Origin of the sequence: Nocardioides sp. B-3 (assembly GCF_024703895.1) — a bacterium.
Classification (GTDB): domain Bacteria; phylum Actinomycetota; class Actinomycetes; order Propionibacteriales; family Nocardioidaceae; genus Nocardioides.
This window is the reverse complement of sequence record NZ_CP087968.1, coordinates 1,590,413-1,605,422: the sequence shown is the minus strand read 5'-3', so window position 1 is coordinate 1,605,422 and position 15,010 is coordinate 1,590,413. Positions and strand designations below refer to the sequence as shown.

Here is a 15,010-nt window from a genome sequence, read left to right as displayed (position 1 = left end):
GCGGCACCCCGACGACAAGGTCGAGCGGCCCCTGGGGCGAGCTCTTCGACGTCTATCGCGACGACGTCGTCAAGATCCCTCGCCGTGCACCGCGAGCTGCCGGCGGAGGAGTTCTGGGCGCGCGTCGAGGAGCTCGTGGGCCACCTCGCCACGACCACCGGAGCTCGAGCTTCGCGCTCGTCGAGATCAGCGCCGCTGGTGTCACGAAGGCGTCGACCCCGGCCACCCTCGCGGCCGAGCTCGGGATCGGTCCGGACGAGGTGGTCGCCTTCGGGGACATGCCCAACGACCTGCCGCTGCTCGAGTGGGCCGGGAGGTCCTACGCCATGGCCAACGCCCACCCGACGGTGATCGACCCGGCCGATCACCTCGCGCCGCCCAACGACGAGGACGGGGTCGCCGCAGTGCTGACTGAGCTCTTCGACCTCTCCTCGGTAGGCTGACCGCATGCTGAAGACGGTGGTGCGGGTGCTGATCGCTGCGTTCCCGGCGATGTCGGGACTCGTCCTCGCGACCTCTGCGCCCGCGTTCGCGTGCAAGTGCCGGGCCGCCGACATCGAGAAGCAGACGAAGGGTGCCGACGTCGTCTTCCTCGCCACGGTCGACAGCGTCACGGAGGTCGGCCGCAAGTTCGAGTACTCCGTCACCGCCACCCGGGCCTACAAGGGCACCGTCGACCGCGAGACCACAGTCAGCTCCAACCGGGCCACTGCCGCCTGCGGTCTCGGCGAGCTCAAGGTCGGCAGCGACTACGCCTTCCTCGTCAGCGGCGACACCCCGCCGTACGCCGCCTCGAGCTGTGGCGGGTCAGGGCCGGCCAACGCCGGCCGGATGGAGCAGGTCGAGGCCGCGCTCGGTGCCGGCGAGGCGATCGAGCCACCCGCCCCGCCCGCGCCGACGATGACCAAGGTCGAGGGAGCGGACCCGACGGCCGTCTCGCGGCTCGCGGCCCCCGGTGGTGCGCTCGTGCTCGTCGGGTTCCTCGGGCTGCTCGTCGTGGGTCGACTGGCCCGCAGGTGAGGGTCCTGGCCCGGATGGCCCTGCTCCTCTCGGGGATGATCGGCACCCTGTTGCTGACGTCAGCGCCGGCCAACGCGTCGTGTGCCGAGCCGTCGGCGGACCATCTCGACACGAGTGACGTGGTGTTCTCGGGCGTCGTCTCCGGCCTGCGGGAGTCCGGCGATGACCGGATCACGACCGTGCGGGTGGACCGGGTGTTCAAGGGCGAGGTGACCAAGAGGGTCGACGTCGTCAGTGCCGGCGACCGAGGTCGACGTCGAGATGACGGCCGTCGAGGGTGACCAGCTGATCGTCTTCGGCCAGTTCGAGGGCGGCGAGGTCTCGAGCAGTCTCTGCCAGTCGGTGGTCGGCCCCGACGAGTTCTACTACAAGCCGATCCTCGACGAGCTCGGTGTGGGCACCGCCCCCGCTCCCGGCTACACGAAGGTCGAGGGTCGCACGTTGGGCCTCACGCACGACCAGTTCTCCGCGGGCCGCGCCGTGCTCGGCGTGCTGGGCCTGAGCGTCCCGGGGTTCGTGCTCTACCGGATGTGGCGCGCGCGGCGCCGTACCGCCTAGAGGCACCGCCCCCTGAACTTCCACTCGCTCGAGTGGAAGTACAGGTCGGATCCAGCGGTTCCACGCTCAACCCCCGATGAACTTTCACTCGCTCGAGTGGAAGTTCACTGGCGAGTGGATTGCGTGAGGGCGTACGCCGATGAGCCGGGGGCGTCGGACGTCCACCGGGACGTCCGACGGGGTGGCTGCCCGGGCGACCGGTTCGTCGGACGTCCCGCACAACGTCCGACGAAGCGGCTGGGCGTCTACGACCTAGAGGTACATGCCCCCGGCGCCGCCCGACTCGTTCTGATCGGACTTCGGCATCGCACGCATCCCCTGAGGCTGACCGGGCCCCGGCTGCCCGTCCGGCTGCGGAGCCATGCCCGGCAACGCCTTGCGCATCTGCTCGAGCTGTCCGCGGGCGGCCATCTGCTGGGCGTAGATCGCGGTCTGGATGCCGTGGAAGAGCCCCTCGAGCCAGCCGACGAGCTGGGCCTGCGCGATCCGCAGCTCGCCCTCGGAGGGGATGCCGTCTTCGGTGAAGGGCAGCGAGAGCCGCTCGAGCTCCTCGACCAGCTCGGGTGCGAGACCGGCCTCGAGCTCCTTGATGGAGGCCCGGTGGATCTCCTTGAGGCGGTTGCGGCTGGCCTCGTCGAGCGGCGCGGCCTTCACCTCTTCGAGCAGCTGGCGGATCATCGAACCGATGCGCATCACCTTCGCAGGCTGCTCCACGAGCTCGGTGATGTGGCGCTCGCCGTCGCCCTCGTCAGTCTCGTCGATCGTCGGCAGCGCGCTCTTGGGAATCGTGCCGACCGGCTGGCCGTCGGGACCCACGATGACGATCTGCTCTTCCGCAGAAGTCTGCTCTTCAGTCATGCGCCCACCTTATGACCCGGGACAACGGCTCAGAGCGTGAGCACGATCTTGCCGATGTGCCCGCTCTCCTCCATCAGCCGGTGGGCCGTCGCGACCTCCGAGAGCGGCATCCGCTCGTGGATGACCGGCACGACCGACCCGTCCTCGACCAGCGGCCACACGTGCTCGACCACCTCCGCACAGATCGCGGCCTTCTCGTCGGCGGGTCGCGCGCGCAGCGTGGTCGCGATGACGGCGCCGCGCTTGCGCAGGAGGGCGTTGATGTCGAGCTCGGCCTTGGTCCCGCCCTGCATGCCGATGATCACGAGCCGACCTGACGTGGCGAGGGCGTCGATGTTGCGGGAGAGGTACTTCGCGCCCATGTTGTCGAGGATGACGTCGGCTCCGCCGTCGGCACTGAGTACGGCGACGAAGTCCTCCTCGCGGTAGTTGATGGGCACGTCCGCACCCGTGTCCGCGCACACGGCCAGCTTCGAGGCTGAGCCCGCGGTGGCGAACACTTTTGCCGACAGCGCCGTCGCCAGCTGGATGGCCATCGTGCCGATCCCACCGGCACCGCCGTGGACCAGGAAGTTCTCCCGCGGCTGCAGGCCGGCCACCATGAAGACGTTGGACCACACGGTGCACGCGACCTCGGGCAGCGCCGCGGCGTCGACCAGCGACACTCCCGCCGGCACCGGCATCAGCTGGCCGACGGGGACGGCCACACGTTCGGCGTACCCCCCACCGGTCAGCAACGCGCACACCTCGTCACCGACGGCCCAGCCGTCGGCCTCGGAGCCGACGTCCGGCCCGAGCGCGGCGATGGTGCCGCTGCACTCCGAGCCGATGATCTCCGAGCTGCCCTCCGGGACGGGGTAGAACCCCATCCGCTGCAGGGTGTCGGCGCGGTTGACGGCCGTGGCGGCGACGTCGACGAGGACCTCGCCGGGGGCGGATCGTCGGCTCGGGGACCTCGCCCACGGACAGGACTTCAGGGCCTCCGGCGCCGGAGGCGATCACTGCGAGCATGGGGGTTATTCGTCCTCGTCCGTGTCGTCGTCTTCTTCTTCGTCCTCGAAGGTCTCACCGGCGTGGTCGACTCCCGAGTCGTCGGGCACCGGGTCGTCGATGTCGTCCGGGTCGGGCGCGTCGGCGGGCCGGTCCCAGTTGTCGGCGAGGTACTGCGCCTTGGCGGCGAGCTTCTCCACTGCCTCCGGGTCGGCCTCTGTCGATCCGGCCGCGAAACCCTGGGAGGTAGGTCGTGATCGGGGCCGCGGTCTTCTGCACGTTCGTCGCCGCTCCGCGTGCCAGATCGAGGAGGAGACCTTCGTCCACCTCAGTCTCGATCTCGAGCACGTCGCACAGCTCATCGATCCAGTCGTGGAGGTTCACGCCCCCAATCTCTCGCCAACACCGGGCGCGCCGCAAGTGCTGCGGAAACTGGTCACTCGTCAAGGTCGCGCAGGTCGGCCCGGGTGTCGATGTCACGCGCCTCGTCCCCGATCGGTGACACGGCGGCGAGGTCAAGTTCGGCGAGCAAGGTGCGCAGCGGCATCCCGTGCTGACCCTCGAGATCGGGTCGGACGCGCTGCAGCGCAGCGGCGTCCAGTACGCCGCAGAGCTGGCGTCGCCCGGCCCCGTCCACCGGGGAAGGCGCCGTCGCGATCGGTGGCCGCGTCCCGCAGGCGACGGAAGGTGTGCGCGGACACGCGCGGCATGTCGACGGCGAGCACCCCGATCAGCCGCGCCGGTCGCAACAGCAGGTCGACGCCGGTGAGCAGCCCGGCGACCGGCCCGCCCCGCGGCGGGTCCTCCACCGTGAACGTGACCGGCCGCGTCGTCCGCACCGTGCGCGGCCCCACCACGACCACCTCGTCGGCGTCCGGGAAGGAGTCGAGGCAGATCTCCAGCAGGGTCCGGCCGCCGAGCTCGATGCTCGCCTTGTCGATGCCGTCCATCCGTACGGCGGTCCCGCCCGCGAGCAGGACACCGCTGAAACCGGCCGCGCCCGTGTCGAAGTCCATGCCCTGATCCTCCCAGCGCTGGATCCGGGCTGGCAGTCTGGGGGAGTGACCTCCTATCAGTTGCGCGTCCGGCTCGTGCAGTGGGCCAGTGACCTCGACCCCGCGGTCAACCGACGGCGGCTCACCGAGCTGACCTGCGGAGGACACCGATCTGGTGGTGCTGCCTGAGGCGTTCGCGCGCGACTTCGGCGATCCGTCCCACCCGCTCGGCCCGTACGCCGAAGCGCTGGACGGCCCCTTCGCCCGGGCCGTCGACACGCTGGCCCAGCGGTGGGGCACCACCGTCGTGGCCGGCATGTTCGAGACCAGCGACGATCCCGAGCGGCCCTTCAACACGCTGCTCGTGCGCGGGGCCGTCGAGGCGGCGTACCGCAAGATCCACCTCTACGACTCGTTCGGCTTCCGCGAGTCCGACCGGCTCGTGGCCGGCGAGCTGACACCGCAGGTCGTCGAGCTGAGGGGCGTGAAGCTCGGCCTGATGACCTGCTACGACCTGCGCTTCCCCGAGCTCGCGCGACGGCTCGTCGACCGGGGGCCGAGGCCCTCGTCATCCCCGCGGCCCGGGTGGCCGGCGACCGGAAGGTCGACCACTGGCGCACCCTCGTGCGGGCGCGTGCCATCGAGAACACCGTGCACGTGATCGCGGTCGGCCAGCCGGGTCCGCGCTACTGCGGGCACTCGATGGTGGTCGATCCGCTCGGCGACGTGCTCGTCGAGGCGGGGCCCCGACGACGCCGTCCTCCCGACGCCGTCCCGGGACCGCGCGGTGCTCGACGAGGCACGCCGGACCAACCCCTCCCTCGCAAACCGACGGCTGTAGCCTCGTCGCCGTGTCCGCGTCCGCCGAAGGTCCCGCCAAGGGCTCTCCCAAGGGACGCCGGATCGCGGAGAAGCCCGCCAAGGACCGCCGGACGGCGAAGCCGCCCAAGCCCCCCGGGCCGGAGAAGCAGCCCAGGGCCGGAGAAGCAGCCGCGCACGGCACCGTTCTCCCCTCGCATCGCTGGCATCGCTGGCGCGGCCGTCCTCGTCGCCGGACTCGTCGCGCTCAGCTGCGCGGTGGCGGCCATCGGCCCCGACTGGATCGACGGAGCGGGCGCGATCGCCGTCTCGACCGTCCTGTCGGCCGCCCCGGCACACAGGACGGGCGGTCGGCCCGGTGTCGCGTTGCTGCTCGCCCCGGCCCTCGGACTGGTGGCCGTTGTCATCGGCACCGCACCCCTGCAGACCGGCGCGGCCGTGCTGACCGTCGTGGTCGGCGGCGTCTATGCCGTGATGGCGACGGTGCCGGCCGTCAGTTTCTGGGAGGCCGCGCGCGAGGTGTTGATCGCGACCCTGATCGCCGGGTTCGCCGCCATCGCCGCCGTCGGTTTCAGAACCCACGGTCGTCGAGCCGCGCTTCGACTACGCCTCGCTCGTGCTGGCCCTCGGACTCGTGTTCGCCGTGGTCTACCGCCTCGGCGCGGGCATCCACGGGCTCGGCCGCCGCGGCATGGTCGCGGTGCTCGTCGGTGCCGCCGTGCTCGTCCTGACCCCGGCCTACGGCGAGCTGCTGCGTCGGTACGGCGCCGGGTCGGTCGTCAGCTCCGTGCTCGACTTCGCTGCGTGGACCGCCGATCACATCGGCGCCTTCCCGCGCCCGCTCGTCGTCTTCCTCGGCATCCCCGCCCTGCTCTGGGGCTGCTTCCAGCGCGCTCGCCGTCGCCGGGGCTGGTGGGTGTGCGCCTTCGGCGTGACCGCCACCGTTCCGCTGGCCCGGGGGCTCCTCGACCCGGACGGCTCGTTCCTCGAGGCGGGCCTGCGTGGCATCTACTCCCTCGTCCTCGGGCTGCTGATCGGCTACCTCCCGGTCCGCCTCGACCCGGCCTTCACCGCCCCGCGCGGTCGCCGCGGTCGCAGCGCCGAGGAGGCCGACGCGCACCGGCCCGAACCCTCCCGCTTCGCCGAGCTCTGAATCTCCGGAGTTGAGGAGGGCGCTCCGCGCCCGTCACGAAACCCGTCGTACGCCGCGGTAACCACTAGCGTCGGCCGCATGGCCTGAACGAAGTCGACCGAGATCCCGGCCGAGATGGTCGCCAACGTCCTCAGCATCGACTGCGAGGTCGGCGACACCATCGGCGCCGGGGACACGATCGTGCTCCCGGAGTCCATGAAGATGGAGATCCCGGTGCTCGCCGAGCACCCCGGCCGGGTCACGGCCATCAGGGTCGCGGTCGGTGACGTCGTCCGGGAGGGCGACCCGCTGATCGCCCTCGACCTGCTCTGAAGGTTCACCCGGCCCAGAAATGCGTGACAGCCGGACCCATGAGGATCCGGCTGTCAGCTGGCCCGGCGGTGGCGGTGGGATTTGAAGCGGCCGCCAAGGCTTCTGGACTGCTCTGGACTTTAGCGGTCAAACCACCCCTTTTGCCACTCTGACCCGGGAAAACGTCAATCCTCTGACGGCGCTGCTAGGAACATGAATGGACTCGCGTGTGTTTAGATATGGCACGTATCTGGCACGACGAAGCGGGCGATCATGGCGACGAGGCGAACCAGCAAACGGGGTTTCGGCAGCATCAGGAAGCTCCCGAGCGGGGCGCTTCCGGGCGCGCTACTCCAGCCCCTCCGGGCAGACCGTGACCGCCCCGACGACGTTCACCGCACGCATCGACGCGGAGGCCCGGCTAGCGGCCGAGCGGCACTGTGGAGGCACCAGAAACCCGGGTGCCACCGAAGACGCGGCTCGAGATGGCTCAACGGGCGGCCGAAGCGGATCGACTGCCGACGTTCCGTGAATACGCGGAAGCCCGGATCGCATCGAGGCGCAACAGCAAGGGCGAGCACCTACGGCCGACCACCCGCGACAAGTACCTCTCGTCATTGAGGGTGCACATCTACCCAACGTTCGGAGAAGTCCCGCTTGACTGGATCACTGGGGCTGCCGTCCGCTCATGGCACGAGCAACTCGACGCGACCAATTCTGACGAAGGCACATGTCTACACAACGTTACGGACCATCCTGAACACCGCGGTTACGGACGACGAGCTCCTCGACAAGAACCCGGCGTACCTACGCGGCGCGGGAGTGCGGTCCAGCCACAGGCAAGTCAAGCCGGCATCGCTTGATGAACTGGCCGTCATGGTCGCGGCCATGCCGGAGCGCCGCCGCCTCCTGCTCCTCCTAGCCACCCGGTGTGCCCTCCGTTCTGGGGAGCTGCGTGAGCTGAGGCGCGCCGACGTGGTCATCGGACGCGACGAGGCAGGCGAGCCGTTCGGATGGGTCCACGTGCGCAGAGCCGTCGTGCGTGCGAGCACCGCCGAAGCGGCTTCGGGAACCCGTACAGCTATTCACATCGGGCCACCCAAGACCGACGCGGGGATCCGCACCGTGTCAATCCCGGGCTTCATGTTGCCCACGGTGCGTGAGCATCTCCTTCAACACGCCTCCCCGGGAGAGAACGGCCTTCTCTTTTCATCCGAGCGCGACCCGACTGCCCACCTGTCTGAAGCCACCTTGAACGGCCGTGCCGCCGTCCCGGACAGCGACGGCAACGTGCGCAATGCAGGCTTCGGCTGGCGAGAAGCCCGGCGACGCGCCGGCCGGCAAGATCTGGACCTGCACGACCTGCGACACACCGGCGCGTCGATGGCGGGCGAGGAGGGCGCAAGCATGGCCGAGCTCATGTATCGACTCGGACACTCCACGCCGTCAATGGCCATGAGGTACCAGCACAGCCGTCTCGACCGCGACCGCGATCTCGGTCGTCGCCTGTCCGCAAGGGCAGAGCGGGCAGCGAGCGGCGACTGACGAGCCGCCGGTGGCCGGTTTGGCCAGCGGCCTATGGCAAGCGCGGCCGCCGTGCGATCTCGGGCACATCCTCACCGAGGGCGGGGTCTGTCCGAGTAACGGTGTATGCAGCGGTTCTCATCTCGGTGGTTCTCAGCTTTCGGCAACCGTCGTCGTCGGGTGGACCGTGTCATGGCACGCCCGCTGGCTAGCGATGGTGGGCTGGTCGGGGGCGCGCTGGGTCCAGATGGCGCGTCACACGGCTGCTGGGATTGTTGGAGCAGGTATCCGCTGCAGCGCGGCCATGTCCTCGGGAGATCCGCCGGCCGACTGCTCCTGCTCGGTTGTTTCCGCAGCGGGTCACTGGGAGCTGTACGGTGTCGGCAGGCTGCTGGCGTGGCCCGGGTCGCCGGTGGCGATGGGGTCGGCGACGGAGTCGTAGTAGGCGACCAACGCGTGGAGTCCGCATCCTTCGGGGATGTCGGCGGCCCGCATGCGCGCGACCTGCCGTAGTGTCGCGGCAATCGTGGGCCGGTCCAGTGGCTGGAATTGTCGCTCGTCGGCGACCTCGATGATCCGGTCGAGGCGGTAGTGGGTCGCGATGCGTGCGAGGTCGTCGTAGTCGTGGGGACGGGCGTCCTCGTAGATGACTGTCAGTTTCTGAGCACCTAGCTCGACGGGATCGATCATCGGCCCGTACCGCCCGGGGACGGGGTCGAGGAGGATCGGGTCGCGCAGGAGTTGGATCTTCAACGGCATGGTCGGCCGGCCGCGGGTGGTGGTCTTGCGAGGGCGCACGTACCGAGTCAGGATCTGGCTCGGGTCGCCCGGGCTGTCGTTGTCGCTGATCTCGTAGTTGGCGCCCGAGAAGGCGGCCCGGACCCGGCTCGCGACAGTCCGGAAGTCTTCGCGGGAGTCAATGAACGCGTCCGAGTCTTCCGAGTCGCGATCGACCAGACCATGGGCGATCAACGCACCACCGCCTCCTAGGGCCATGCGGCTTCCCGAGGCCGACAGCAGGATCGCTGCGGCGCGCTCCCCGGCCGCTAGACAGCGGCACGATGTGCCCAAGTGCCGTGTCCTCGGTGGCATAGCCGAGCGACTTGAGGTGTGCCGCCCACGCGGTGCGCCGCTGGTTGCTGATCCGGAACAGCGGCAGGAACCGGGCTAGGACCTCAGGGTCGACCCAGTGCGCACGTCGGCCGCGGTGCCGTTGGTCAGCACCGGGCTGTAGGACTCGAGCACGTCGCCGGCGTCTTCGGCGTCGAACCACCGTGCATTCGCGCTTCCTGACCAGTTCAGGTGGATGCCGAGCCGGAACCGACCGCGAGGACTGAACACGGGACGCCAGCGCTCGACGGGCGCGGTGATGTAGCGCCCCAGTGGGTCGGTCCCGAGTCGGACAGCCTCCCCGCTCCATGCGTGGCCGAGCTGCCGCAGGACCTCCCCGGACATCGGTCGGGGTCCGAGCGGCGGCCGGAGAGCCACTGGCTGACGGCCGCCTGCGTGACGTTCACGGCCGCAGCGAAGGCGGTCTGGTCGAGATGGGCAGGGCCCATCACATCCACCGCCTCCGCCAAACTGACCGCATTCATGCGTTAAATATAACAGTCGCAGCCCGACCGGCGGCCGCCCAGCGCGCGGCCGTGATTCCGATAGGGGATCCAGTGCCGGCACGAACCCCGCCACGCCGCCCGTGCGGTAGGTCTTGTAGCCGCGTGTCCAGTTGTTGCCTGTGGTGCGCGAGAGCCCAATCTCTCGAGCTGCACCACGGATGCTCCAGCCGCGCGCACGCAACTCCATGAACCGCTGGCGCTTGGCCGACTGAGGACGCCGACCGGGGCCCTTCTTCACGACGAGTCATACAACAACACAACCTCCGATTATTGTCCGTGGCCATGAGAAAGTCCCCACTGGTGGCCATGTCTGAGTCCCCGGTTTTGGCCGGGTAGAAGTCCCCACTCTTCGTTCGTCGTGTCGTATGCGAGCCGTGAGGCCCTGCGTGGTGACGGTGGCGGTACCAACCAGCCACATCACCACGCAGGGGTCTCCATTGAAGAACGCGAGAGACCGTATGGACGTCATTTCCGCCTACCGAGACGTGGGCACTTATCGGGGTGCGGCCGCGATCTGCGGGACCACCCACAAGACCGTGAAGAGAATCATCGAGCAGCACGAAGCCGGCGCTGCACTGGTCGAGAAGGCGCCGCGGGTCAGGAACTACGACGACGTCGTTGAGGTGGTCGCGGCGCGGGTCAAGGCCACTTCTGGTCGGATCTCGGCCAAGCGGCTGTTGCCCGAGGCACGCGCTGCTGGCTATGTCGGTTCTGCTCGGAACTTCCGTCGGCTGGTCGCGGACGCGAAGGCGCAGTGGCGCCGCGGCAATCACCGCGGTCGTCGGCCGGGGGTCTGGGCGCCCTGGAGAGACGCTGATCATCGACTGGGGTGTCTTGAACGGAGTCCACGTGTTCTGTGCGGTGCTGGCGTGGTCGCGGTTTCGGTTCGTCCGGTTCGCCGGCGACGAGAAGGCCGCCACCACGCTGGGATTCCCGGCCGAGTGCTTCGAAGAACTCGGCGGTGTCCCCAAGGTCGTGCTGGCGGACCGGATGGGCTGTCTGAAGGGTGGGGTCGTCGCGAACGTCGTCGTCCCGACCCCGGACTACGTCCGGTTCGCGACCCACTACCGGTTCCGCCCGGACTTCTGCGAGGCCGCCGACCCGGAGTCCAAGGGCATGGTGGAGAACCTCGTCGGCTACGCCAAAGCCGACCTGATGGTCCCGCAAGGACCCTTCAACGAGCTGGGTGCCGCGAACGGGGCCGCCGCCGTGTGGTGCGCCGAGGTCAACGCCAACACCCATTCGGAGATCTGCGCGGTCCCCGCGCAGCGGCTGGACACCGAGCGAGAACTGCTCGCTGTGCTGCCGTCGCTGCGCCTGGACTTCGGCGCGAAGCCGACCACGAGGAAGGTCGACAAGCTCTCGTGTGTCCGGTTCGGATCGGGGGCGCTACTCGGTGCCGAACAAGCTGATCGGCACGACGGTCACGGTGCTGGTCGATGACCGGACGCTGCGGGTCATCGCGCCGATCACCGGGGAGGTGTTCGCCGAGCACACCCCGGTCGCCCCGGGCGAGACCAGCATCGTCGATGAGCACTACGGCGGGCCACGCCCCCGACAAACCACGCCGGGCGGCACGGCCGAGGACGGCCACCGAGAAGGCGTTCCTCGGCTCGGGGCAGTGCCGTGGAGGCGTTCCCCGGGTCGGTGCTGCTGCGGCCGGGGTCACCAAACTGTCCACCGAGATCGCCGAGATCCTCACCCCGGGTGCGGCCCACGGCGAAGAACCACTCTCGGCCGCCCCGGAACGGGCGGTCGCGTTCAGCCGGTGGCGTGCCGCCGACGTCCGTTCGATCCCGGCCACCAACGGCCAAGCCCCGACCCCACGCCCGGCCGGGCAAGCGCTGGTGTTGACGCTGCCCACGGTGCCGACCCGGTCGCTGGATGCCTACCGGATCGACGGGGGTGACGTGTCATGACCGCGTCGACACCGCCTGCCGCTGGCAGCCGATCTGACCGAGGGACTGAAGCGGTTGAAGATGGCCGCGATGCGCCGACTGGCACCCGAACTGCTGGTCACCGCGAAGACCCAACGCTGGAACCCCGAGGAGTTCCTCCGCACCCCGGTCGAGGCCGAGATCACCGCACGCGATGAGTCCAACGCCCGAACCCGGCTACGGCAGGCGGCGTTCCCCGTCACCAAGACACTCGAGGACTTCGACGTCGCAGCCTCCTCGATCCCGACCGCGACGTTCGACTACCTCGCGTCCTTGGAATGGGTCCGTGCTGCGGAGAACGTCTGCCTGATCGGGCCCGCCGGCACCGGCAAGTCGCACATGCTCGTCGCCTTGGGGATCGCCGCGGTCCGGGCCGGGCACCGGGTCCGGTACTTCACCGCCGCCGAACTCGTCGAAACCCTCTACCGCGGGCTGGCCGACAACTCCGTCGGACGAGTGATCGACACGTTGCTCCGCAACGAGCTGATCCCGGTCGACGAGCTCGGCTTCGCTCCCTTGGACGACACCGGAGCACAACTGCTGTTCCGGTTCGTCGCGGCCGCCCACGAACGCCGCTCGTTGGGCATCGGGTCGCACTGGCCCTTCGAGTCCCGGGGACGATTCCTGCCCGAACACACCACCGCCGTCAGCATGCTCGACCGGCTCCTGCACCACTGCCACACCGTGGTCACCGACGGCGACTCCTACCGAATGAAGCAAGCACGAGCGAACGGAGGAACCCGGATCAAGACCAACTGATCAAACACGAAGAGTGGGGACTTTCAGATGGCCACCAGCGGGGACCACGAACTGGCCGTTGACAATTATCAGGGAGGTGTTGCGACCACTGCTAGAAACCACCGCGTCGAAAGTGCTCAATTTTCCCTACCCTCGAGATGTCACCGACATCGTCGTCGTCGTGGCTCGGTCCCGGTCCATGGCGATGGCCAAATGACGGTCGACCATTACCCTCGGTTGCGTCGGGCACGCCTGAGCGATGTCTTGATTTGCGCTTGCGGCGAAGAGGGCTTGGCCGGTCCGTTCCATGCGACTCGTTGATCGGAGCCGCTCGATTTTGGAGCTGCTGCCGGGAGAACGCGATCCTGCACGTGGAGCGCCCCCTGCAACAAACGGGTCCAGGGGTCACAGGCAGCCCTGACCCGCGCCCACCCGCGCCATGCCGGTGAGGTCACCGGCACCGAAGCTGTGGTTGAGAGACGACAAGCCGCCTGAACATCAACTGCTCGGCGCCGGTCGCGTGGCCGAGTCCCAGCGCGTGCAGTTGCTCGTGCAGCATCACTTGGCCCCGGTGTGGTGGAGCCGGAGGTGTCGTAGCCCTGCTGCAGGCTGTGGCCCTTGTCCAAGATGACGAAGCCGCGCACAAACTTGTAGCCGACGTCGCTCCCGGGCGGAGCCGCCTTGGCGGACCCGCCGCCGAGACCGACCACGTCACCGGCCAGATCCGGCACTTGGGCTTCGTCGGCCCAACCGATCGCGATGTCGACATCGGCGGGGAATGCCGTGCCCGTCGCCTCCACGTGCCCCGTCTCACCTACGTAGCTGAATGTAAGGCCGGTGTGCTGCGCAATGCGCGTGAATGCTTCCTGAACGTGCGCCTGCGCGTCCGGCAGCCGCCGCTCGGGTTGTAGGCCCAGCGGATGGCCGCACAGGGGTTCCACCGTGCACCGCCGCGGCTCGCGAAGAGGAACGACCAGTCATCCGGGCTGCCGCTGGGGACGTTGGCGTCGTTGCCCGGTGGCGGCTCGGGTGCAGGCACTACCGCCTCGGGGGCGGCCACCTCGATTCGAAAGCTGCCTGTGTTGGCCGGGGCCGGGTCGTCCGTGCGGAGAGCGCGCACCTGGAAGGTCCGCATGCGGGGAGTGGAGCCTGCCGAAACCTTGAACCGGAACGTGCCCGTGCGGAGGCTGGCGCGCTTGGCCAGCCGCCTCCAGCCTTGGGGCGTGGACTCGAACAAGTGGACAGAGCGCGGCCGCGCATGGTTCCCGGACCGAACCTTGACGGCCCCGGAGATCAGGATCCCGGCGTCGCTGTCCACGACCTCGGGCGCTGATGCAGTGATCGCCATCGCCCGGCTGAGGAGGGCTGCCCCGGTGTCTGGGACCGAGTCCTGATGCTCCAACGTACGGTGTGGCGCGGGGCCCGCGCCCGGGTCCGTTGCCGTGCCCGAGGGGACGCCTCCAGCAACGATCGTGCCGAGGGACAGCGCGAGGGCGGTCGTTGCGAGTGCGCTCAAGGACTGACGGGCGAGTGGGGGTAGCTTCATGGCGTGTGTTCCTCGTTCGGGGTCCGGCGAGCAGGGGGAGGTCGGGGACGGGGGAGGTCGTCGGGCGCTCATCGGCCGCGGCACCTTGGAAGAGGCGGCCTTGGGCCGCCTCGTTCGGACAGCCCTATTGGTAGACGCGGACCCAGTCGACCCGGGCGGTCTGGCTCATCCGGTCAGGTGTCAGGTGTCGCAGCTCGTAGTCCGAGGTCAGCATCGAGAGAATGAGGAACGCTGGTTTATGGCTGACCGCGCGGGTCTCCCGGTAGAACTCGGCACCGTCGATGCGGAAGACATACTCGCTGGGCGTCCACTCCACCGAGAACACATGGAATGAGTCCCACCGGTGTCGTTGGCCGGCTTCATTGCCGCGGTCTCCTTGACGATGCCGCCGTGCTTGGTGACCTGCCCGCCCGACGTGCACTGGTGAAGGAAGGCGCCGATGGCGTTCGCCGAGCGTGGGTGCTCGCCGAAGAACTCCATGACGTCGACCTCGGTGTCACAGGGCGGGAGGATCCCGTGGTCGCCCAGCGCAAACAAGCCGGCGGGAAGCATCCAGAAGCCCGAGTGCATGCCCTTGCCCCTTTGGAGCTTCATCCGAGCAGCCGCGAACCCGTACTGGAACGTGAACGATTTCTCGGTGGCGACCCGGGAGTTGGTCAGGTAGGGAACCGAGCCGGAACCGTAGGTGGAGGAGTAGCTGCACGACTGGCCGGGCCGTGTCTGGTCGTAGCCGACACCGAGGTGCAGGACGCCGTCGGCGACGTGGCGGGTAGAGGGGTCGACGCGAGCGCAGGTGCGTTGGCCGTCGGGATTGTTCTCGCGGGCCTGATCGGTCCACACCGCGGTGTTGAGCGCGGTGCCCGAGAACGTCTCCTCGAAGATCGGTTCCCGAGTGCGCGTTGTGACGGTGCTGGTGGTCTCAGGTGCCAGACCACCGGCGGTGGAGATGGCGGTCGCCCGATAGG

Annotated in this window: 15 protein-coding genes and 6 pseudogenes; 12 read left to right on the top strand and 9 right to left on the bottom strand. The window is 69.1% G+C overall.

Translation table 11 applies throughout. The features are described 5' to 3' along the window. Positions 1-74 precede the first annotated feature (74 nt). The 4 genes from LP418_RS10575 to LP418_RS10560 are packed head-to-tail and all read left to right on the top strand — an operon-like array spanning position 75 to position 1,578. Positions 75-443: an HAD family hydrolase gene (locus tag LP418_RS10575; protein WP_336276055.1), complete on the top strand. Its 369-nt coding sequence runs from the start codon at positions 75-77 to the stop codon at positions 441-443. Between the two features lie 4 nt (positions 444-447). Continuing rightward, the gene (locus LP418_RS10570) at positions 448-1,020 is read left to right on the top strand and encodes a hypothetical protein (RefSeq protein ID WP_257956240.1); all 573 of its coding nucleotides are present in this window, start codon (positions 448-450) and stop codon (positions 1,018-1,020) included. A 14-nt stretch (positions 1,021-1,034) separates the two neighbouring features. Then, positions 1,035-1,301: a hypothetical protein gene (locus tag LP418_RS10565; RefSeq protein WP_257956239.1), complete on the top strand. Its 267-nt coding sequence runs from the start codon at positions 1,035-1,037 to the stop codon at positions 1,299-1,301. Beyond that, positions 1,282-1,578 carry a hypothetical protein gene (locus LP418_RS10560; protein WP_257956238.1) on the top strand — a complete coding sequence of 99 codons (297 nt, stop codon included), beginning with the start codon at positions 1,282-1,284 and terminating at the stop codon, positions 1,576-1,578. The genes LP418_RS10565 and LP418_RS10560 overlap by 20 nt, the downstream gene beginning before the upstream one ends. A 252-nt stretch (positions 1,579-1,830) precedes the next feature. On the opposite strand, the gene LP418_RS10555 is transcribed toward LP418_RS10560, so the two are convergent. The 5 genes and pseudogenes from LP418_RS10555 to mobA form a co-directional block, all read right to left on the bottom strand. Beyond that, positions 1,831-2,436: a bacterial proteasome activator family protein gene (locus LP418_RS10555; RefSeq protein ID WP_257956237.1), complete on the bottom strand. Its 606-nt coding sequence runs from the start codon at positions 2,434-2,436 to the stop codon at positions 1,831-1,833. 29 nt (positions 2,437-2,465) lie between these two features. After that, a pseudogene (locus tag LP418_RS10550) lies at positions 2,466-3,428 on the bottom strand (NAD(P)H-quinone oxidoreductase); the annotation flags it as partial. Positions 3,429-3,452: 24 nt separating this feature from the next. After that, positions 3,453-3,626 carry a hypothetical protein gene (locus LP418_RS10545; protein ID WP_257956236.1) on the bottom strand — a complete coding sequence of 58 codons (174 nt, stop codon included), beginning with the start codon at positions 3,624-3,626 and terminating at the stop codon, positions 3,453-3,455. Between the two features lie 46 nt (positions 3,627-3,672). Then, positions 3,673-3,810: pseudogene (locus LP418_RS33080) on the bottom strand (DUF6457 domain-containing protein); the annotation flags it as partial. Positions 3,811-3,941: 131 nt separating this feature from the next. Continuing rightward, a complete protein-coding gene (gene mobA, locus LP418_RS10540) occupies positions 3,942-4,442 on the bottom strand; it encodes a molybdenum cofactor guanylyltransferase (protein WP_257956235.1) in 501 nt (166 codons plus the stop codon). 45 nt (positions 4,443-4,487) lie between these two features. On the opposite strand from mobA, the gene LP418_RS10535 reads away from it, so the two are divergent. From LP418_RS10535 to LP418_RS10515, 6 genes and pseudogenes are all read left to right on the top strand, one after another. Continuing rightward, the gene (locus LP418_RS10535; RefSeq protein ID WP_257956234.1) at positions 4,488-4,610 is read left to right on the top strand and encodes a hypothetical protein; all 123 of its coding nucleotides are present in this window, start codon (positions 4,488-4,490) and stop codon (positions 4,608-4,610) included. Beyond that, a pseudogene (locus LP418_RS10530) lies at positions 4,597-5,108 on the top strand (nitrilase-related carbon-nitrogen hydrolase); the annotation flags it as partial. The gene LP418_RS10535 and the pseudogene LP418_RS10530, both read left to right, overlap by 14 nt. Positions 5,109-5,856: 748 nt before the next feature. Then, a complete protein-coding gene (locus LP418_RS33075; protein ID WP_442940362.1) occupies positions 5,857-6,393 on the top strand; it encodes a hypothetical protein in 537 nt (178 codons plus the stop codon). Between the two features lie 102 nt (positions 6,394-6,495). Further along, positions 6,496-6,705, top strand: a complete 210-nt coding sequence (locus LP418_RS10520; RefSeq protein WP_257956984.1) for a biotin/lipoyl-binding carrier protein — start codon at positions 6,496-6,498, stop codon at positions 6,703-6,705. Positions 6,706-7,169: 464 nt separating this feature from the next. Continuing rightward, the gene (locus LP418_RS33070; protein WP_442940161.1) at positions 7,170-7,547 is read left to right on the top strand and encodes a hypothetical protein; all 378 of its coding nucleotides are present in this window, start codon (positions 7,170-7,172) and stop codon (positions 7,545-7,547) included. A 13-nt stretch (positions 7,548-7,560) separates the two neighbouring features. Further along, positions 7,561-8,229, top strand: coding sequence for a tyrosine-type recombinase/integrase (locus LP418_RS10515; protein ID WP_257956232.1), 669 nt, complete (start codon positions 7,561-7,563; stop codon positions 8,227-8,229). A 339-nt stretch (positions 8,230-8,568) separates the two neighbouring features. On the opposite strand, the gene LP418_RS10510 is transcribed toward LP418_RS10515, so the two are convergent. The 3 genes and pseudogenes from LP418_RS10510 to LP418_RS33065 all read right to left on the bottom strand — a co-directional run. Further along, entirely contained in the window at positions 8,569-9,204 is a 636-nt protein-coding gene (locus tag LP418_RS10510; protein ID WP_257956231.1) for a nucleotidyl transferase AbiEii/AbiGii toxin family protein, read from the bottom strand. A gap of 171 nt (positions 9,205-9,375) precedes the next feature. Next, complete coding sequence (locus tag LP418_RS10505; RefSeq protein WP_257956230.1) at positions 9,376-9,663, bottom strand: hypothetical protein; 288 nt, start codon at positions 9,661-9,663, stop codon at positions 9,376-9,378. A 237-nt stretch (positions 9,664-9,900) separates the two neighbouring features. Further along, positions 9,901-10,062 (bottom strand): annotated as a pseudogene (locus LP418_RS33065) (helix-turn-helix domain-containing protein); the annotation flags it as partial. 199 nt (positions 10,063-10,261) lie between these two features. Between LP418_RS33065 and istA the strand changes: the two are divergent. Further along, positions 10,262-11,743 (top strand): annotated as a pseudogene (gene istA / locus LP418_RS10500) (IS21 family transposase). 54 nt (positions 11,744-11,797) lie between these two features. Next, complete coding sequence (gene istB / locus LP418_RS10495; RefSeq protein WP_272496326.1) at positions 11,798-12,520, top strand: IS21-like element helper ATPase IstB; 723 nt, start codon at positions 11,798-11,800, stop codon at positions 12,518-12,520. Positions 12,521-14,507: 1,987 nt separating this feature from the next. Here istB and LP418_RS33060 read toward each other — a convergent pair. Continuing rightward, positions 14,508-14,885, bottom strand: a pseudogene (locus tag LP418_RS33060) (family 16 glycosylhydrolase); the annotation flags it as partial. Positions 14,886-15,010: the final 125 nt, after the last annotated feature.

Coding starts and splice junctions, on each gene's coding strand:
- LP418_RS10555 (WP_257956237.1), bottom strand. CDS start 2,436: ATGACTGAAGAGCAGACTTCTGCGGAAGAGCAGATCGTCATCGTGGGT.
- LP418_RS10570 (WP_257956240.1), top strand. CDS start 448: ATGCTGAAGACGGTGGTGCGGGTGCTGATCGCTGCGTTCCCGGCGATG.
- LP418_RS33070 (WP_442940161.1), top strand. CDS start 7,170: ATGGCTCAACGGGCGGCCGAAGCGGATCGACTGCCGACGTTCCGTGAA.
- mobA (WP_257956235.1), bottom strand. CDS start 4,442: ATGGACTTCGACACGGGCGCGGCCGGTTTCAGCGGTGTCCTGCTCGCG.
- LP418_RS10510 (WP_257956231.1), bottom strand. CDS start 9,204: ATGGCCCTAGGAGGCGGTGGTGCGTTGATCGCCCATGGTCTGGTCGAT.
- LP418_RS10505 (WP_257956230.1), bottom strand. CDS start 9,663: ATGTCCGGGGAGGTCCTGCGGCAGCTCGGCCACGCATGGAGCGGGGAG.
- LP418_RS10560 (WP_257956238.1), top strand. CDS start 1,282: ATGACGGCCGTCGAGGGTGACCAGCTGATCGTCTTCGGCCAGTTCGAG.
- LP418_RS10565 (WP_257956239.1), top strand. CDS start 1,035: ATGGCCCTGCTCCTCTCGGGGATGATCGGCACCCTGTTGCTGACGTCA.
- LP418_RS10515 (WP_257956232.1), top strand. CDS start 7,561: ATGGTCGCGGCCATGCCGGAGCGCCGCCGCCTCCTGCTCCTCCTAGCC.